The 19,462-nt window shown below is 38.2% G+C and carries 20 protein-coding genes; 12 read left to right on the top strand and 8 right to left on the bottom strand.

What is annotated here, in order from left to right:
- Positions 1 to 201: 201 nt before the first annotated feature.
- Entirely contained in the window at positions 202 to 1,116 is a 915-nt protein-coding gene (locus SUSAZ_10520) for a TenA family transcriptional regulator (GenBank protein ID AHC52268.1), read from the top strand.
- Positions 1,113 to 1,433 (top strand): hypothetical protein, encoded by a 321-nt coding sequence (locus SUSAZ_10515; GenBank protein AHC52267.1) that lies wholly within the window; start codon positions 1,113 to 1,115, stop codon positions 1,431 to 1,433. The genes SUSAZ_10520 and SUSAZ_10515 overlap by 4 nt, the downstream gene beginning before the upstream one ends.
- 48 nt (positions 1,434 to 1,481) lie before the next feature.
- Here the strand turns inward: SUSAZ_10515 and SUSAZ_10510 are convergent, their stop codons facing one another.
- Entirely contained in the window at positions 1,482 to 2,258 is a 777-nt protein-coding gene (locus SUSAZ_10510; protein ID AHC52266.1) for an extradiol ring-cleavage dioxygenase, read from the bottom strand.
- Between the two features lie 103 nt (positions 2,259 to 2,361).
- On the opposite strand from SUSAZ_10510, the gene SUSAZ_10505 reads away from it, so the two are divergent.
- Positions 2,362 to 2,829 carry a flavin reductase gene (locus SUSAZ_10505; protein ID AHC52265.1) on the top strand — a complete coding sequence of 156 codons (468 nt, stop codon included), beginning with the start codon at positions 2,362 to 2,364 and terminating at the stop codon, positions 2,827 to 2,829.
- Between the two features lie 42 nt (positions 2,830 to 2,871).
- Here the strand turns inward: SUSAZ_10505 and SUSAZ_10500 are convergent, their stop codons facing one another.
- Positions 2,872 to 3,642: a ZIP family zinc transporter gene (locus tag SUSAZ_10500; protein ID AHC52264.1), complete on the bottom strand. Its 771-nt coding sequence runs from the start codon at positions 3,640 to 3,642 to the stop codon at positions 2,872 to 2,874.
- A gap of 172 nt (positions 3,643 to 3,814) precedes the next feature.
- Positions 3,815 to 4,396 (bottom strand): hypothetical protein, encoded by a 582-nt coding sequence (locus SUSAZ_10495; GenBank protein AHC52664.1) that lies wholly within the window; start codon positions 4,394 to 4,396, stop codon positions 3,815 to 3,817.
- Positions 4,397 to 4,658: 262 nt separating this feature from the next.
- Between SUSAZ_10495 and SUSAZ_10490 the strand changes: the two genes are divergently transcribed.
- Together SUSAZ_10490 and SUSAZ_10485 are read left to right on the top strand one after the other, a co-directional pair.
- The gene (locus SUSAZ_10490) at positions 4,659 to 5,156 is read left to right on the top strand and encodes a hypothetical protein (protein AHC52263.1); all 498 of its coding nucleotides are present in this window, start codon (positions 4,659 to 4,661) and stop codon (positions 5,154 to 5,156) included.
- A gap of 193 nt (positions 5,157 to 5,349) precedes the next feature.
- The gene (locus SUSAZ_10485) at positions 5,350 to 6,171 is read left to right on the top strand and encodes a transcriptional regulator TrmB (protein AHC52262.1); all 822 of its coding nucleotides are present in this window, start codon (positions 5,350 to 5,352) and stop codon (positions 6,169 to 6,171) included.
- 96 nt (positions 6,172 to 6,267) lie between these two features.
- Here SUSAZ_10485 and SUSAZ_10480 read toward each other — a convergent pair whose 3' ends face one another.
- Positions 6,268 to 8,127 carry an AMP-dependent synthetase gene (locus SUSAZ_10480; GenBank protein ID AHC52261.1) on the bottom strand — a complete coding sequence of 620 codons (1,860 nt, stop codon included), beginning with the start codon at positions 8,125 to 8,127 and terminating at the stop codon, positions 6,268 to 6,270.
- Positions 8,128 to 8,211: 84 nt separating this feature from the next.
- Between SUSAZ_10480 and SUSAZ_10475 the strand changes: the two genes are divergently transcribed.
- The 7 genes from SUSAZ_10475 to SUSAZ_10445 all read left to right on the top strand — a co-directional run bounded on the left by SUSAZ_10475 (position 8,212) and on the right by SUSAZ_10445 (position 15,196).
- On the top strand, positions 8,212 to 9,336 hold the full coding sequence (locus tag SUSAZ_10475) for an acyl-CoA dehydrogenase (GenBank protein ID AHC52260.1): 1,125 nt from the start codon (positions 8,212 to 8,214) through the stop codon (positions 9,334 to 9,336).
- Positions 9,337 to 9,373: 37 nt separating this feature from the next.
- A complete protein-coding gene (locus SUSAZ_10470) occupies positions 9,374 to 10,522 on the top strand; it encodes an acetyl-CoA acetyltransferase (protein AHC52259.1) in 1,149 nt (382 codons plus the stop codon).
- Positions 10,519 to 11,697, top strand: a complete 1,179-nt coding sequence (locus SUSAZ_10465) for an acetyl-CoA acetyltransferase (protein AHC52258.1) — start codon at positions 10,519 to 10,521, stop codon at positions 11,695 to 11,697. The genes SUSAZ_10470 and SUSAZ_10465 overlap by 4 nt, the downstream gene beginning before the upstream one ends.
- Before the next feature lie 11 nt (positions 11,698 to 11,708).
- Complete coding sequence (locus SUSAZ_10460; GenBank protein AHC52257.1) at positions 11,709 to 12,206, top strand: DNA-binding protein; 498 nt, start codon at positions 11,709 to 11,711, stop codon at positions 12,204 to 12,206.
- Complete coding sequence (locus SUSAZ_10455; protein AHC52256.1) at positions 12,207 to 12,641, top strand: DNA-binding protein; 435 nt, start codon at positions 12,207 to 12,209, stop codon at positions 12,639 to 12,641. It abuts the gene before it with no gap.
- Between the two features lie 165 nt (positions 12,642 to 12,806).
- A complete protein-coding gene (locus SUSAZ_10450; protein AHC52255.1) occupies positions 12,807 to 14,642 on the top strand; it encodes an indolepyruvate ferredoxin oxidoreductase in 1,836 nt (611 codons plus the stop codon).
- Positions 14,630 to 15,196, top strand: a complete 567-nt coding sequence (locus tag SUSAZ_10445) for an indolepyruvate oxidoreductase (GenBank protein AHC52254.1) — start codon at positions 14,630 to 14,632, stop codon at positions 15,194 to 15,196. Before SUSAZ_10450 ends, SUSAZ_10445 begins: the two co-directional genes overlap by 13 nt.
- On the opposite strand, the gene SUSAZ_10440 is transcribed toward SUSAZ_10445, so the two are convergent.
- The 4 genes from SUSAZ_10440 to SUSAZ_10425 all read right to left on the bottom strand — a co-directional run bounded on the left by SUSAZ_10440 (position 15,173) and on the right by SUSAZ_10425 (position 19,445).
- A complete protein-coding gene (locus tag SUSAZ_10440; protein ID AHC52253.1) occupies positions 15,173 to 15,640 on the bottom strand; it encodes an alkyl hydroperoxide reductase in 468 nt (155 codons plus the stop codon). The two genes, SUSAZ_10445 and SUSAZ_10440, sit on opposite strands and share 24 nt — an antisense overlap.
- 248 nt (positions 15,641 to 15,888) lie before the next feature.
- The gene (locus SUSAZ_10435) at positions 15,889 to 16,299 is read right to left on the bottom strand and encodes a hypothetical protein (GenBank protein ID AHC52663.1); all 411 of its coding nucleotides are present in this window, start codon (positions 16,297 to 16,299) and stop codon (positions 15,889 to 15,891) included.
- A gap of 109 nt (positions 16,300 to 16,408) precedes the next feature.
- A complete protein-coding gene (locus SUSAZ_10430) occupies positions 16,409 to 18,031 on the bottom strand; it encodes a long-chain fatty acid--CoA ligase (GenBank protein ID AHC52252.1) in 1,623 nt (540 codons plus the stop codon).
- A gap of 355 nt (positions 18,032 to 18,386) precedes the next feature.
- A complete protein-coding gene (locus SUSAZ_10425) occupies positions 18,387 to 19,445 on the bottom strand; it encodes an alcohol dehydrogenase (protein AHC52251.1) in 1,059 nt (352 codons plus the stop codon).
- Positions 19,446 to 19,462 lie beyond the last annotated feature (17 nt).

Genomic DNA, 19,462 nt, shown 5'->3' with positions numbered 1-19,462 from the left:
AGAAATATGATATAATCGTTTAAAACAATAATTAGAAGCCATTACACACTCTATTTATAAACTACTGAAAATACAGTCTGATTAAAAATGAAAATTAGTTATATTAGGTCATCTCTAGGAGAGAAAATTAATTTCTACTTTCAATTTATAAATGTTTATTTTAATACTTAATTTTTATTTTACTATGTTAATAGTTTATGTATGCCTCTATGTCCCTCATGCGAGATGAAATTTGAGACATGGGGAGATCTAGCCGGTCATATGGAACTAATGGCAAACTCTAAGAGTGACCCGTCCCATGTTATGTGGCTCAATCGAAATTTAGGTTACGAAAGAATGAACAGGGAGGAGCTAAAGGTTTCTCTTGAGAATTTCTTCAGTCAACCCGCAGAGCTATCATCCTGGATAAGGAAAAGATTTATAGAGAGGTTTTACGGAGAAAATTCTCATCCTTTCATTTCAGCCATGCAAAATCCTACAAGAGGTGTTCTGCTAGGTTACGTTATAGAGCATCAACACTTTCTTAAAAACTGGGTGAAAGTATTATCTTCTATAGTGTTTAAGACTGATAAGGATGATGTAATGGAATATGAACTTGAAAATATTAAGGTGGAGTTTATAGGCTATGGGGTAAGACCATCACATTATGAGTTACTCCTTAGAATGGGAGAGTCTTTAGGGATGCCACGGGAGAAAATTCTCTCTATGTCTCCCTTACCAAGTACCAGAAACGCAATAAATTTCTGGAGAAGAGTTGCTGAGACGAGAACATGGTTAGAAACTATGCTCGCTATGCATAGCTTAGAATTAGTAGCTGACAGAAGTTTAAGGCAATATGGTGCTAAAGTCCATTACTTTAATCCTGAGATACTTTCCTCAGATAGATATCCTCAAGAGGTAAAAGATTTCTTGAGGGAAGGATATGAGGCTGACGTATCCCATGCCTCTGAAGCTTTAAAACTTGGCGAGAAGTATGCTGAGGAATTGGGATTAAAAGAGCAAGCTCAAATTATCGTACTGAGGTCTTTTGACGCATTTTCGAAATATTTATTAGCAAGATTAGAGAGAGGTTTTGAAATAGAACCTGAGTTAGTAAAGAAGGTGTATAACTTATGAAAATAACTGTAAATGGTAGGATAGCAGGAACTAAGGAAACTGGTTGTGCATTGTGTGGTGGAACTTGGGGAGACTATTATGAGGAGATAGATGGCGAAAAACTCTTCTTCTGTTGTGATATATGCGCTCTCGAGTTCGTGAATATGCTAAAGGAGGTTAAGAAGAGAACAGGTTGGGATAGAATTGATGAGATAGTGATAAATGGAAACTACAGTAGTGGCAGGACATGTGTCTCCAAGAGAGGTCAAAAAGAGTATAAGTTCTATATCCGCTTTAATGAGGACGCAGGAGTAGAGACTTTCAAGGAAGTAGCTTAAGCATTGATGTGTAAGTGACCCATCTTCCCTTCTTATTTTTTCGTTGTTTTATTCTTCAAATAATGCACTCAGCATACTCACTCCAGCCCAAGGTATATCATATCCTAGGACTTTAGCCTTTGTGGGTCTCACAAATCCTAGAAGAGTATGGAGCGTTTTCAGATCTCCTTCAGGAGTCGCTGAGGAATACTCTTTAGGATACTTACTATCCATATCAAGTATATCCTCGAACTTTCCCTCATTTATGAGCTTTATAAGTAAAACGTCAAACTTCGTTGCACGTGGCTTAAGGTTAAAGTAAAGTAGGTCTAGTCTATGTGTAGGTGAACCAGTAGCTATGAATAGAGTCCTCCTGCCTAATTTTTCTGAGACCTTTCTAATTACAGAACCTAATTCATAATGTTTTCTAGGACTAACAGAAGAGATGGAAATTGGAACAACTCTTGGCTTATCCTCTGGAAACATATAATAAAGGGGAATCCATGCACCATGATCCAGTCCCCAATTCTCCTCAACTTTAAGCATACCATTACTTTCCTTTATTAGTTCACTTGCAAGTTCAACATCATTTTCAGCCTGATAACAGAACTCGTAAAGTTCCTTTGGAAAACCAAAGTAATCTTGTATACATTTTAGGTCTTTAGAAATAACAGTATAGTTATTCTCGCCCCAAGAAAAGAAGTGAGGACTTGAAATAATCACTGTCTCTGGATCGTACTTGCTCTTTATTTCCTTCCCTAAATCAGCTAAGTGCCCTTTCCAAGGGTTTTCCTCCACAAGTATCATTGGAGAACCATGAGATATGAAATATCCTACTCCGTTCACCTTTATCGCATATATCTCTTCTCTTGTTTACTAAAAAATATAGCTATCAATAAAACCCGTTCCATAAATCACTTAATATATTCTTTTGAGAGGATTTTATCATATGAGTGAACTGCTAAGAAACATTATGAGGAACTTTCCATTAGGCGTAGCCATAGTCACTACAAACTGGAACGGTAAATACATAGGTATGACCATAAATACCTTTAACTCCCTCTCCTTAAACCCTCCACTGATCATGTTTTCAGCGGATAGAATAAAAGGGAATGATAAGCCCTTCAGGGAGAGTAACGGTTTCGTCATAAACTTTGTTGATGATGAAAAACTACTTGACATATTTGCTTTTAAAGACGTAAAGGAACGTTTTGACGGTATAGAAGTCCAAGAGGGGAAAACAGGTTCCCCCATATTTCCCCAAAGTTACGCTTACCTTGAGGCTGAAAAGTACCAGATTCATGACGTGGGTGATCACAGTATAATCATTGGAGCTGTTGTTGATGGAAAAATATTTAGAGAAGATTTCTCCCCTCTGGTATATTTTAGAAGAGCTTATTGGAAATTATCGAAATAGGCTAAAAACTCAAGTGTCTTTGTACTCCTAATATTTTTGTTCTTAACTCATGGATAACGTAACCAAGCTTTCTAGACCATACGCTATTGCTATTCCTAAGAAGAACCAAGTCCAGAATTTAACGTTAAAGCCACCTAGCATTGACGCTCCTATCATATTTATCCTTATCATTGGAAATACTAAAGCTGCAGTAGCTATTGTGTTGAGTGTTGCTAAGAATAACTGATTTTGTATACCGATATAATAAATTGATGCACCCAACATTGTTGGTAAACCTGCAATCAGTGAGAGTATCACCACATTCCTAAGGTTTAACCACTTTGACCTCACCAGCTTTCCAGGAGATGCTATTGCAACACCCTCTGTAGCATTGTGGACACCAAAGGCTATTGTGAAAGTTATAGCAGATACTACTGCTCCCCCCAATAAAGCTGCTGCTATAGCAAATCCCTCTCCTATGTTATGAAAGCCCAATGCTGCTGCTAATATAACGGGTGTATTATGTGTTGCCTCTGCGGGTCCTTTAGTCCTGTCAAAAGAGGCTAGAAGTAACCACGTACCAAGGAGGGCAATCGAAGTAACAACAATCCCAACACCGAACAGGAATAATTGCTTCTGATCCAAGTATCCCTCTATAACCTCAGATGCTGCCTGTCCAGTGTCTAAGGCTATATATGCTAGGATACCTGCTGCTAACACACTTAGGTAAGCTGTCTTAGTTTTACTTATATTAGTCTTAGTTATTCCTATACTTCCTATTGCCACTGTTCCTCCTGCCAAAAATCCTAATGCAATTGGAGCCAAATCAATCATTTCTTTACGCCATGTCGTAATTAAAAAAAACCTCCTAATAAAACTTTGTCCGAAAGAGTTCGGGATACTTTAACTGTGTTAAAATGAGTTTAACTACAGTTGAAGGTTATTGAATTCTAAAAGGTTATCAAAAATGGCTGAAAAATCAGAAGAAAACTATTAAATCATAGACTTAACTATCAAATGAAACTTCTTGAAGAACTAAGACTAAATCATTTTCAGTGTCTTCTGAGGGTGATACAAAGCTAAATGAAAGACCGATATCTTCTATGAGTTTCTTAGGAGATAGTTGCTGATTAGTTTCAGCATAAATATACAGTGTCACTTTTACGTCTTTACTATCTATTGTTATATTCTGGGTAGTATGATTGAGATTCAGAGATACTACTTTACCGTCCTCCAGGTATAATATAACGTAAAGGTGATAGAAATATATCTTGGGATTTATCTCTATCAAGTAGACGCCTGGATCTCTAATATGTAAAGTAAATTTAACTGTGAGTGAGTAATTATATATTTGTCCAGAGTTATTGTTGACAGTCGTGGACATACTGCTAGTCTGCATATTGTTAGACGACGTGGTGTTCTGACTACTTGATGATTGGCTAACAATCTGAAGATCTGACACGTTAAATGGAGTTTGGGCATTAGGATGAGATGATTGGTGAAGCAGATAGTACACTTGAATACCTAAGAATGCATTCACCAGTATTGTGACTATCAGTAATATTATCAATAGTGTTTGTTTCTCCACGATTCATAATTTCCCATGAATTCTATATAAGTGTTAGTTCCATCCGTGAAGTGAAACAGAATTTAATTGGAAATATATCACAGGATCGGTCATTTTTCAAAATTGATCTATGATAACGTAGTAAGTGCTTAAATTCTATTCTACACATTATTATCTTTTAGTTTTTAATCTGATAAATTCTATTTAAAACTTCAGTTTCATAGACAGTGGAACAGTGAAACAAGGGAGTATTAATAAGGACCAAACGACAATAACATAATTGATGAAACCAATACTATTAGTAGCATTGGCGGCAATAGGTCTAACATCTGGAATATTGATAGCAGGAGTATCAGGATATGGACCACTAGCATATATATCCTACCATGTAGTAGGCGTTAGTAACTCCAACTCTTCAATACAGTTGACACCAGTATTCTTTAGCCTTGGTAATATAACGCCCGGACAAAGCGGAGAGATCAAGCTGAATACCACATTAATAGTGAATGCTAATGGAACATATGTATTTCAATTATTACATGAGGAAAAACTAAATAATGTATTCTCATCTTTCAATGTTACACTGAACATAAGTGGAAAAGTAGTGACTCTATCATTAGATAATGACCATCAGGCATTAAACCTCACTACTGGAAAATACAATGTGGTAGTCACATTAAGCTATACTGTTAGTGAGCATCCTCACGGAGACTTGAATGTTAAAAGAGAGCCTCTCATAATAGTCCATCCTGCTCAACAAGAAAATGAATCTGAAGACTAAAAATATAAAGACATATATCTTTTTTTTAAATTAAATATATTTTAGTATTTGAGTTAAAATATTAGTAAATTTTTTCTGTGAAATTATAAAAGGGATTTCTATGCGTACATAAACGATCTATGGTCTTTTTTGTCGCGCTTTACGTAAATTATGGCTAACTCTTTAAATAGCCCTTTATGTAAAATAAGCTAAGATGAGATTTTCATTACAACTGGGGGTTCTGCTGACTCTACTAATACTCTTTACCTGCGTGGTGTCTAATTCGTCTTTGCAGTTGAACAATCAAATTATAATATATTATAACGGAACTGTTGTGGCAACATTAAATAATGTAAACCAGTTCAAGCTGATAGGTTCTAGTTATAATGACATTAGGGTGACAGGTGCAACTTACACAATAGTAAATGGTTACATGTATTTTCACAATATTACCGGGAGTATATACGTAGTCTACAATACAGTTCTTCCTAAAGGAGTTATTAATGTGGTAGAAAATAACAGTTTTAACGTCATCGTTCTCCTTCCCATAAATACTACATTAAATTACATTTCTCCTCAACCTAGTAGCTTCACAGTGGTTGACAATCTATATAATTTGACATTTAAGAATGTGTCTCAAATTACTTTGCTCTATGCCTCTTCACCCTCTCCCCAAGTTACAGTTTCACAACAAAACAATTTAGTATTCCTCATAATCATAGCTCTTGTGATAATAGACGCTGTCCTATTGTATTTTTTGGTTAGGCTGATAAGGAGGAGAAATGTCGAGATCACCACGCAGGGAGCTGAAGACGAAGAGGTAAATTTATCTAATGAAACACTAGATGAGAGAGATACGATGATTTTAGAAGCCATAAAGATGGGAGGGAATAACTTAACAGAAATAATGAGACTTACTGGCTTACCTAAATCCACTATATATAGGAGGATAAGGAAACTCGTGAGGCTAGGATATGTGGAAGAAATCAGGGAAAGGGGCAAGGTAAGGTATTCAGTTAAGAAGGATAGGAATTAATTTTTAGAAAAAGACTGAAGGGTAAAAATTGGCTAGTAAAAAGTATTCAAAGAAATTCCGACACAAAATAAAAAATATCAATTATTTCAGCATGTTTTATGTCTGGCTAAGGGACTGTTTTAACTCTTCAATAACCTTAATGTCATCTAGAGTTGAAACATCCCCTGGATCCTCATTAGCTAAAATTGACTTTAGTAGTCTTCTCATAATCTTTCCGCTCTTAGTCTTTGGTAACCTCTTAAGAAATATCACCTTATCTACAATATATCCAGAGTTTCTACAATAGTTCCTGATTTCGTTTCTTAAAACATCATCTGGATTAACTCCCTGCTTAGGGACAACAAAAGCCACAATAGAATTTGATGTTCCCACAACTGCAGTCTCTGCAACTTGAGGATAGGTTCCTATTATACTTTCCACCTCAAGAGTTCCTATTCTTTCTCCCTCACTTCTTATCACATCGTCAGCTCTTCCCAATACGAAAAGATATCCATCTTCATCCATGTATCCGTAATCCCCTGTATAGAAGTAACCTGGGAATCGTAACCAATATTTCTCTTTTATTTTCTCGTAAGTAGGGTCATTCCACATCTTAGCTGTGGCTGGATTTAGAGGTTTAACCACTATGTATCCCTTCTGTTTTGGTGGCAAAGGCTTTCCATCATCATCCACTACCGTGAAATATGTACCTGGGAATACTATACCAGCAGACCCAGGTTTGTAAGGAATCTCTCCTAACCCATAGGGTGTACAGGCTATAGGTATAAGGTGTTCAGTCATCCAATAAGCGTCACCGATCTTCACATGAGGCATATTTTCAGTTAACCAATTCCATGCACCTACATTTAGTGGTTCTCCAGTATTAAGAATGATTTTTAAGCTGGAAGTATCACCTGACTTTACAGATTCTTCACCTAAACTTTTTAGTGTGTAAAGTGTAGTGGTTGAGCTCCAAACGTAATTTACATTAAATCGCTCTATAACCCTAGAGAACAGATCCTTTTTGTATCCTATAAATCCTTCAAACAGGACTCCTGTAATTCCCATTACTGGAATTGTGTATAGGTTAGCCATGGGCCAAACAGGCCACCCTAACTCAGATACTGTCCACCACACTTCATTATCCTGAGGATTTAGAAGTGCCCTGAAAGCCCAGTTTAAACCTATAGTATAACCAGCATGAGAGTGAAATAACCCTTTAGGCTTACCAGTGGTACCAGAAGTATAATAAATAGTACCAGGTTCATTTGATTCCACTTCCTCTGGTCTCACATACACCTTTCCCTTCGGTTTTACATCCTCATATACAATATCCCTGTTTTGTTTGACCTCGAAATCCGAGTAGCCTCTTGACACTATCAGCACATTCTTTACCGGTGTACTATGGGAGTCGAGTAATTTGTCCACAAAGTCCTTGATTCTTATCTCATTACCGTTTTTAATCCCCTTCGAGGCAACAACCATTACCTTTGACCCGCAGTCATTTAACCTATAGGCTAATGTTTCATGACTCAATCCCACATAATGAATTACAAGGACCGCTCCCAATCTATGTACAGCAAGGCTAAAAAATACTGCCTCTGGAATACTGGGAAATAGAAGTGACACACTGTCACCTTTTCTCACTCCCAACTCTCGCAATACATATGCTGCCTTATTTACCTCGTTGTACAAATCCAGGTATGATATAGTCTTGGTCTCAAACCTTTCATTAGCCCAGTAAAAAGCTACTTTATCTTTCCTACTGGGAATATGCCTATCTGCTGCATTATAACTGATATTTGTAGTTCCTCTTACAAACCACTTGTCATATGGTGCACGACCCTCTACAATAGTTTCAGGTTTTTTGAACCAAGTGATGTACTCGGTTTTATCCCTCCAAAAGCCCGTGGTGTCATCCATGGCATACTTACTCATGGATTTAATTTGTTCTAAAGAATATATTCTCCAATTCATTTTATATAGTTAAGAAAAAGTTATATTTATCTTTTGCTTGTTTAAAACAAATATTTTAAAATACAAGAATTCTAATGTAAGAATATGAGCGAAACAACTATTTTAGTTAATTCTTTAAGAGAATTCCTTAAGCGAGAAGTAGAGAAAATTGCAGAGAAGGTAGATAGGGAGGATTATTATCCAAGACAGATTGTGGAAAAGCTGGGTGAACTTGGCTATCTTGTCCCCTTGCAGAGTAACCTATCTTATTATGATATGGTTATCTCGTTAGAGGAAATGGCTAAGGTTAGCGGTTCTATAGCACTAATTGCCGATGCTCAGGGAGAGTTAGTAGGCGAAATGCTGAGGCTCTTTGCTAATGAAAGTCAGAAGAAACAGTTTCTTGATCCTATAAGTAGAGGGAAAATGATAGGTAGTTTTGCGTTGACTGAACCCACAGGTGGTAGTGATGTTGGTTCCATGAAAACATTTGCAGAGAAGAGAAATGGAGAATGGGTAATATCGGGACGTAAAATGTGGATAACTCAGGGGATTTACGCTGATTTATTCATAACTGTGGCTAGGACTGGGTCAAAGAGAGGCGAGCTATCTGTATTTCTATTACCTAGGAGTAGTTGTATAGAGAGCAGGAAGATCGAGGTCATGGGTAATAGAGGCACTGGGACATCTGAGGTCGTATTTAGAGAGTGTAAGGCTGATGAGTCTCAAGTTGTTGGAGAAATTAATAAGGGCTGGGATATGGTAAATGCAGTATTAGATGTAGGAAGACTGGCAATAAGTGGTATAGCGATAGGTTTAGCTGAGTCTGCCCTGCAAGAAGCCTTAAACTGGGCATTAAATAGGGAAGCTTTTGGCAGTAAGTTATACTCTTTTCAGGGGATAAAGTGGTATATTGCTGATTCAGTTACAAAACTTAACTCGGTCAAGGTGTTCATGAAAGAGGTCAGTAAGAAGTTTGAGGAGAATTCAAATACCAAGGGAGTGTATGCTTCAATGCTTAAGTTACTCTCTGGAGAGGTGGCAAACCAAGTGGTGGATCTATCTTTACAAATATTTGGAGGTATGGGTTATGCAAAAGGTACAAAGATCGAGAGAATCTACAGAGACGTGAGGTTAATGAGGATTGGTGAAGGAACAGACGAGGTTCAAAGGCATATTATTTCCAAATATGTCGAAAAATACGGAATTCCCACGCTGAATGATATCTAGACAAAAATTTTTAATAATAATTATTATTTAATTTTAATTGGTGGTTTTTCTGAATAGAGTAGCCATTATTGGCGTGGGTTGGTATGGTTTTAAACCAACTACCCCAGAAGTGTCCTTTAGAGAAATGGTATTCGAGGCAGCATCAAGGGCATATAAGGATGCAGGAGACATTAATCCAAGAACAGATGTTGACTCCTTTATATCATGCCAAGAGGATTTTTGGGATGGAATATCTATAAGCGATGAGTTTGCCCCGGATCAAATAGGAGGGGCAATGCGACCTACTATGACCGTCAGTGGTGATACAATCCAGGGTTTAGCTCATGGTATAATGCATATTAACTCTGGTGTAGCAGATGTCGTTACTATTGAAGGTCATTCTAAGATAAGTGACATTCTAACATTCCCTGACTTAGTTAAATTTGCAATGGACCCGATTTACTTAAGGACATTGAACCCTCCTAACTTTCATTTTCTCGCAGGAATAGATGCAGTGAAATTCATGGAAAGGAAAGGAGTAACAAGGGAGGACTTAGCTTTAGTTGTAGAAAAGAACAAAAGGGCTGGACTTAAGTCTGTACGATCCTCTTATGCAAGTAATCTATCCGTAGATGAGATTCTTAAATATAACGAGTATGTGGTTTATCCGTTGACCAGACTAGATATTGCCTCATTCGTAGATGGAGCAATTACAATTGTGATAGCGTCTGAGGAGGTTGCAAAGAGAGTTAAGGGAGACGACTATCTAATAATAAGGGGAGTGGGATATGCCACAGATTCAGCAAATGCCGAGACCGCGGATATAGGAAAAGCTACATACATGAGACTAGCCTCAAATATGGCATATAGAATGGGCAAAATCGACTCACCGAGAAAATACTTCGATGCAGTATTTGTAGACGATAGATACAGTTATAAAGAGTTACAGCACCTCGAGGCGTTAGGTATCTCAGAGGAACCAGTAAAAGACCTGAGGGAGGGAAATCTACATCCACAAGGCGAGATTCCAGTTAATCCTTTAGGTGGTCATCTGGCTAAGGGGGTTCCATTAGAGGCTTCAGGGTTCTCCCTATTACTTGACGCAATAGACTACATAAATAGTGGAAAAGGAGATAGGGCTTTGGTTGGATCCTGGAGAGGGATCCCTACTTTTACAGGTTCAGTTGTGGTGGTGGAAAGACCATGAAGGTAAACATACATTTGAATAAGAGGGTAGCCGTAATTGGTGCAGGGATGACACAGTTCAGAAGGAGAATACTTGAGACACCTCAGGAGATAGCATGGGAAGCATCTAGTAAGGCTTTGGAAGAGGCAGGATTAGAGTTGAAGGATATAGAATGCGTTGTGATTGGTAGTGCTCCTGACGCCTTTGATGGAGTTAATTTAAAGGGAGAGTACTTATCCCATGGTTCAGGAGGCATTAGAAAGCCCTCGAGCAGAGTGTTTGTTGGCGGAGCAACTGGTGTTATGGCTGCCATAACTGGTTGGTATCATGTTGCTAGTGGAATGTGTAATACTGTGCTCGTCGTTGCTGAAGAGAAGATGAGTCCTGCAAGACCTCACCCACAATCAGTATTTAGATACATATGGGATCCTATTTTAGAAAAACCATTGAACCCAAACTTGATATGGATATTCGCTATGGAGATGCACAGGTATATGGCTACTTATGGAATAAAGAAGGAGGAAATAGCACTAGTGTCAGTAAAGAACAAGAGGAATGCGGCAAATAATCCCTATGCCCAATTGGGAGGAAATATAACAGTAGATGACGTTCTGAACAGTGAAGTTTTAGTGTGGCCTGTTCAGCTTTTAGACATAAGCCCCGTGAGTGATGGAGGAGCAGCAATGATAATGGCGTCTGAAGATGTGGCTAGGAGGTATTCTGATACGCCAATTTGGGTTGATGGAGTGGGTTGGACACTGGATAATACAGAATGGCCAGCAAGAGATCTTGCATATGCTAGGTATTTAGAGTTTGCCGCAAGGATGGCTTATAAAATGGCGGGAATAGAGAACCCCTATAAAGAACTTGACGTAATAGAGCCATATGACCCGTTCGATTATAAAGAGCTACATCATATTGAGGGGTTAAGAATTGCACAGAGAGGAGAAGCGCCCAAACTCCTAAAGGAGGGAGTCTTTGATATTGATGGAGATATTCCTAGTAGCCCAAGTGGAGGTCTCTTGGGAGTTGGTAATCCTATTGCAGCTGCGGGGCTCATGAAAGTTATCAGTATATATTGGCAACTAAAGGGCACTGCAGGTAAGATGCAGGTAAAGAAGCCAGTTCATACTGGTTTAGCTCAAGCATGGGGTGATTTAATGCAAGCATCCACAGTTATTATTATGCGTAATTGAGGTGAGGAGAAGTGGTTACTTCACTTAAAGAAGAGGAATTACATAAGCATGTATTAATTCCATATAAACCAAACGCAAAGTATGCCTATACTGCAGGTCAGGCTCAAAGCAGATATCTCTTAGGTCTAAAAGAGGGAAAGATTCTAGGAAGGAAATGTGTTAAATGTGGCAAGATTTACGTCCCGCCTAAGATGTATTGTGACGAGTGTTTTAGACCTACCGATACATGGGTAGAAGTAATGGATGAGGGCTATGTAATGACGGCTGTTGCCAGTTTTATAAGTTGGACCAGGGAGAAGATTTCTGAACCAGAACTGGTAGGAGTCATAAGATTGCTTCCATCCAGTCCAAGAGACTTCGTTTATCCTGGGATATTCCATAAGCTCTGTGTTTCCTACGAAGAGGTGAAAAATATGAGCGTAATAGGAAAGAGGGTTAAGGCAGTGTGGAGACCAAAAGAAGAAAGGAAAGCTAGTATAAACGACATTCAATGCTTTAAGGTGATCTAAATGTCGTGGGAAAAAGAGGGTAAGGAAGGAAGTTTACTGAAATGGTATGACATAATGGAAGCTGAAAAATATGAATATACTGTAGGACCAGCTGGAGAGAGATTCTTCCAAGGTCTTAAGGAGAATAAAATAATAGGAAGTAAGTGTAAGAAATGCGGTAAAGTCTATCTACCGCCAAGAATATACTGTGAAGACTGTTTCACAAAGATAGAAGAATATGTTGAACTCAAGTTGGATGATGCATATTTGGACTCATTCACCACAATCTATCAAGATGATGATGGACAAAAATTGGCTGAGCCTGTTCATATAGGGTTACTGAGGTTTAAAGGGGTAAATGGCGGTCTGTTCTGTTATCTTGAAGGGACTCCTAAAAAAGGTGGGAGGATAAGAGTTTCAAACTTTAACTACCCCTTGAGAATTTCTATAGAGTAGATATATCTTTTTATTTTTCCATGATTTTAAAATATTTTTTGATAAAAATTTTTCAGGAGACACCATTAATAAGTTGACTCTATTTGATTTAATTATTCTAAATTATCAAAAGTATATACATTAGATAGGAATATTTATTAGCATTTTTTGTCAACATTTATAATGATGATTACTTCTTCATTAACAAGGCAAATCTTGCTAGGAAACGAGGCAATAGCACTCGCCTCATTAGCATCGGGGGTATCAGTAGCCGCAGGATATCCAGGCACACCCTCCACAGAAATACTGGAGATGATACAAAAACATAGCAAGAACGTTTATGTTGAATGGAGTGCAAATGAAAAGGTAGCCTTTGAGACAGCTTACGGTGCAGCCATTAATGGGGCATATGCATTGACTACAATGAAGCATGTAGGTTTAAACGTTGCTGCAGATCCATTAATGAGTTCCTCCTATACAGGAGTTGAGGGTGCTTTTGTCATAGTGTCAGCTGATGATCCCTCAATGTGGTCTTCTCAAAACGAACAGGATAATCGTTATTACGGTCTACACGGCTTAATTCCAGTTATTGAACCTTACGACCCACAGTCAGCTTACAACCTAATGATAGAGGCTTTCAAGCTCAGTGCTAAGGTAAAACACCCCGTGATATTCAGAACTACAACAAGGATAAGCCATGTGAGAGCTCCCGTTTCAATAAAACCGCCTATAAATCCTATATACGGTAAGGTGACAAAGAACCCCAAGAAATATGTCCTCGTACCTGAAAATGCCAGAAGGAACAGAATAGAGCAGTTGAAAAGATGGGAAATGATAAAGGAGGAAGTGGAAAGCCTAAATGAATATGAAGATAACGGTTCTAAGGACTTAATTATAGCATCAGGTATATCATATTCTTTTATCAAAGACGCAATGAACGAATTGAACATAAGAGCCAATTTATTACGCATTTCAACTCCTGTACCAATACCCAGTAAATTGATTTTAAAAGCTGTAAGCGAGGCTGAAAGGGTATTAATTGTGGAAGAGGTGGAACCAATTGTGGAATATCAAGTTAAGGACTTGCTCTATGATCATGGTATAAGGGTAGAGCTTCATGGAAAGGACATGGTAAGTAAAGTAGGAGAGATGACATTGGACAAAGTCTACACTGCCTTTAGCAGGTTTTTTGACCTGAATTTAGATTTAAATTTCCTAGAGTCACCTTCAGATATTCCTCAGAGACCTCCAGCACTGTGTCCAGGCTGTCCTCACAGAAGCTCATTTGTAGATCTCAAGAAAGCTTTATCCATGACCTCAATGAGTAATGCGTTCATATCAGGAGACATTGGATGCTACACTTTAGGACTTTTGCCACCATTTGAAGAGCAAGATTCCTCGACAGATATGGGTTCAAGTGTAGGTATTGCCAATGGTGTCTATAGGGCTACTGGGAATATACCTGTCGCTATCATAGGTGATTCCACGTTCTTTCACAGTGGTATGAGTGGCTTGGCTAATGCCGTATATAACAAGACCCCGCTTGTTCTCTTAGTCCTCGATAACAGGTCCACCGCAATGACGGGACAACAGCCAAGTCCTTCAAAGGAGATAGATATAGGAGAGGCTGCTAAGGGACTCGGTGTAAGGTTTGTGAAGTACTTTGATCCTTTTGAGATTAACTCTTCCGTTAAGAGCTTAACTGAGGCTATAGAGTGGGTGAAGAAGAACAGAGAGCCTGCGGTGATAATAGCTAAGAGAGCTTGTGCCCTATTAGTTACAGATGTGATTGATGATAATAAATTACCTAAAGCCGTAGTTGATATGGCTAAGTGTACTGGTTGTACCATATGTTATGATTACTTCACATGCCCTGCTATTATTCCCAGGAAGGACAAGAAGGCTGAAATAGACGTTTATAACTGTATAGGCTGTGGAGCATGTGTACCAGTCTGTCCATTTAAGGCAATATCTATAAAGGGAGATAAGCCGGAGGGATGGGATAAGTTATGGCTAGAGTAAATATCCTTCTTGCAGGAGTAGGCGGTCAAGGTATTATAACAATGGGCAAAATGATCGCAGAGGCTGGGAACTACTGTAATGTCAAGGTATTAGTTGCAGAAACTCACGGTTTAGCTCAAAGGGGAGGGGCTGTAAATGTTCATGTAAGGATAGGGGATGTGAATTCTCCTCTCATTGCGTTAGGAGGAGCTGATTATTTAGTAGGGTTAGAGGCTACTGAAGTCCTAAGGAACTTGAACTACTGCTCAAAAAACACAGTCATAGTTCTGAACAACTACGTACTGAGACCCGTTTTACCTAAAGTGAGGTTATTGGAGATTAGGGAGGTTCTTGACAGACTTAAGGGTTTAAATGTCCATTTGATAAATGCGTATGAAATAGCTGAGAAGGCAGGGAATACTAAAGCTGTAAATGCAGCCCTGCTAGGATACCTTTACAGTTTAGGAGCATTCAAGGGACTACTTACTGAAGAGGCGTTTTACAAGTCTCTGAAGTATGAGAGTAATGTCAAAGCCTTTCAATCAGCTAAATCAGCTTTTGCTCATCTCCTCTGACTTAATCTGTTTAAGTGCTTTTAGGGCTTCGTTTACATGGTTACCTGGATTCATCTGTGAATTATAAATATGTCTAATTACTCCTTTTTTATCAATTACAAATGTTATTCTGGCTGGTAGGATAAAGCCCTTTGCGTTATACATTTCTCTAATCTTTTTGTCAGGGTCACTTACCAAGATAAACGGCAAGTTATACTTTTGTTTAAATTTCTTATGTGAGTTAGTATCGTCGGAACTAACACCTATAACCATTGCATCATATCCTTTTAACGAGTCCCAGTTATCTCTGAAAGCACAAGCCTCTGTTGTGCATCCAGGAGTATCGTCCTTTGGATAAAAGTAGAGTACAATATTATATTTTCCAATGAAGTCCGCCAATGAGATTCTCTCTCCACTATCAGTAACAGCTTCAAATATAGGTGCCTTTTCCCCTATTTTTACCATAAGATTACATACTGTTTTTGAATTTATAAACCTTTATTTGAATTAACTTCATGGTCAGATTTTGCCTTATTTTGAATTATGTTCATTTAGTTTTATACACTTATAGGTGAAAATTTTTTATATGAAACCAATTTCACTCTGATAATAATTCACAAATAGCAGGAACTAAGTTAAATGGTAAAGAAGCGGCTTATAGTTTAATAAAACAGCAAAAATAATAATGATTTGTTAAAAAATAAATAAATATTTTAACTATTAAGTTTGTTTTTAATACACTCTGTAGTCTGGTTCATCATGGTTTGAACTGTAGTATCGAGGAGGTTTCCTAGCATAGCTACCATAGAGCCTTCATTCTTATACTCAGCTTCCCACACAACTTCATCTCCATTTAATGTACTCTTGGTAGTTGTGGTTGTTGTGACACCAGGACCTCTTATTTGTATTGTAGCTACATATCCGTTCTCTGTTATCTTATAGTCTATCAATTCACCATCGACAGTGACCTTCATTGCACCTACAGTAGCATCTAGTTTGAATTTCTTATCCTGTATGTCCCTGACAGTAGGTAAACAGGATATGAAGTTTGAATAGTTCGATGCGAACTGAACTGCTTTTGCTTGATCTTTCACCTTAAATTTCCCACTTAATTTTTGAGGCATATATTCTCACCGTTTAATTCATTAATCTTAATATATATGTTTTTCCTAAATTAATACACCTACATTCTAACTCTAGTTTAGGAGAAAAATTGGACATAATTGATTCCCTCTATTTTTTTTGAAGTTCCTTACTTGCCATTTCCCTCAGTAACTTCTTGTCAGCCTTCATAGTCGAGGTCTTTGGTATGTCTTCCACGACGAAGAACTTGTCTGGTATCCACCACTTCTGTATCTTGCCTTCCTCTACCTTTTTCATCAGGAACTTCCTCATTTCTACCTCATCAAATTGACCGTTAGGCACTATAAACGCGACAGGTCTTTCGCCCCACTTTTCATGTCTAATACCCACAACTGCAACCTCAGCAACACTTGGGTGTAGGGATATGACTGTCTCCAATAGAAGTGATGGTATGAACTCACCACCGCTCTTTATTGCATCTTTCTCCCTATCCACTAAATGTAAGTAACCATATTCGTCAATATATCCTAAATCGCCCGTATGTAACCAACCACCTCTCCATAATTGGGCTGTTTTTTCAGGATCCTTATAGTATTCTCTTGTTGTCCATGGAGCTCTAACTACTATTTCTCCTATCTTTCCTCTTGGGACATCTTTACCCTCTTCATCCACTATCCTTAGCTTTACTCCTGGTATCGGAACTCCAGCGCTCAGTTGTATCTCGAACTTCTTCTCTTCATCAAAACTTTCCACAATGGAATTATGATATGCCACAGTTAAAACTGGACAAGTTTCAGTCAAACCGTAACCTGAATACAATTTAATACCGTACTCTCTAGCCTTCCTTGCTAAACCTTCAGGAAGCGCCTCCCCACCTATAGCAACTTTCCAGTTCTTCAGATATGGTTTATAATCGTCAATATCTGGTTGAGCTAGTATCATGAACAATATTGTTGGAACCATTGCTGAGAAAGTTACTCCCTCATTGGCTACCAACTTCAACTGAGTTGCTGGGTTGTAAACACCAGGTAGCACATACTTAAGACCACTTGCTAAGGCAACATATGGGAATCCCCATGAATGCACGTGGAACATTGGTACAAGGCTCATCATGACATCTCTGGTTGTCAACTCAACTGGAGGTGCCCTTGATATGGTACCCATAGCCATTGCGTGAAGCACTAGGTCTCTATGTGTAAACCATACTCCCTTAGGATTACCTGTGGTTCCTGAAGTGTACATTAATGTTGCCATCATATCCTCTTTTAGTCCTTCTTCATCGGGATCGTATTTAGGTTCTCCCTGTAATAAGTCCCAGAAATCTATGGTCTTGTCATCTACTTTTATTTTCTCCTTGTCGTCGTTATATATAATGAACCTTATGTTGGGATTGAAGTTCTTAATATCTTCAACTAGTCCTATTAGATCGTCCCTTATAATCACCCATTTGTCCTCAGCATGTAGCATTGTCTTTATAATTAGTTCTGGAGGGTATCGTAGATTCACTGTGTGCAGAACAGCTCCTATCATTGGTACAGCATAGTATAGGTGCATATACACATCTGTATCCCAGTCAATAACACCTACAATATCACCTTTTTTGACCCCGATTTTCTTTAGAGCATTTGCTAAGATTTTAGCTGACTCTGCAAATTTTTTAAACGTGTATCTTCTCTTATCTGTGTAAACTATTTCTCTTGTTGGAAAGACTGTCTCACCACTATCTAGAAATTTATCTATAGTTAACTGATATTTATAGTACCCTGAACTCATCGTTATTAAGATATTTTATGGAGTTAAAAAACTTTATGATCTAATAACACAAAAATAATTTCAAAGTTATCAATTATTTAACAACTTAATTAGTGTAGTCTCTCAATCTTATTCACTACAATCAAGCTAAACATTTAATAATTCCGTGTTGAAAAAAATATAAGTGAAAAGGTGTCATCTTTAAATTTTTCTATGATAGTTTAAATGTTAGATATTGTGCTTATACATGAACACAAGTTTTAGCATTAATAGTTAAGATCTTTCATAGTGTTAAAAATATCCGTGGATGTTTGTAATCTACGCAAGAATACTAGAGGGAGAAGAAAAGGGAGAAAAAGGTATTAAACCCTTTATCTTACAGCTTAGTCCAGTCAATTATTGCTCTTAAGTGTAGTCCCTTCTCAAGATTTTCATATGCAGTGTTTATCTCATCTGGTCTATAAACGTGAGTCACAAGTTTTTTAACGTCAAGCTTACCTGATGCTACCATCCTCACTAACTCTGGCAAGTCAATCCTGGGTCTATAACCTAAACTTCCCACAAGTCTAAGCCCCCTTCCCACAAAGAGGTTAGTCATTAAGTTAATTGTACTCGATGTGGCATTCCCTAGTCCAGTGACAACCATTGTACCTGACTTGTTCACAACGTTAAAGGCTATTTGTAAATCTGGATTGGGTTTAGTCTCATAAACTATATCCGCTCCTTCTGGTAATATCTCAGTTATCTTGCCCACAGGGTCTTCCTTGTTAGGATTAACTGTGTGAGTGGCTCCCAGTTCTTTCACTTTAGCCAATTTACTGTCTACTACATCCACTGCAATTATGGGATAAAGCCCCATTACACTTGCCAACTGAATCGCTGCTGAACCTACACCACCAGTACCTACCACAACTATACTTTGACCTGCAGACGCACCAGCAGTCTTAAGTGCTCCATAGGCTGTACCATATGCACACGAAACAGGTGAAGAGGCGATCATATCTTTTATTTCTCTTGCCGGTATTACAGCTATTTCAGGGACTGAAGTGTATTCGGCATGACCTCCGTTTATTCCAATTATACCCGGCATCTTCATCATTACGTTGTTACAATAGTTTTCCTTACCAGACGCACAATATCTACACTTTCCGCAGGGCACAATCCATGATACTATTACAGGGTCTCCTTTCTGCAGTCCATATGGGTTTGTGACATTCGGTCCAAAATCTTCCACCCATCCTGAAATTTCGTGTCCAAGAATAAATCCTTCAGGTGGCATAAATCCAAGTAGCTCACCCTTCATGTGGTGTATATCAGAATGGCAGACACCAGTAGATGCTACCCTAATTAGTATCTCTCCTTCACCTGGAGATGGTTTAGGGATATCCGCTAATTGAAGTGGTGCATTTGCTCCTTTAAATATTACGGCTTTCATTAACTTATATTTAAAAA

The organism is Sulfolobus acidocaldarius SUSAZ (assembly GCA_000508305.1).
Lineage (GTDB): Archaea > Thermoproteota > Thermoprotei_A > Sulfolobales > Sulfolobaceae > Sulfolobus > Sulfolobus acidocaldarius_A.
Note: the sequence above shows the minus strand (reverse complement) of the source record. Positions and strands in the feature narration are given on the sequence as shown.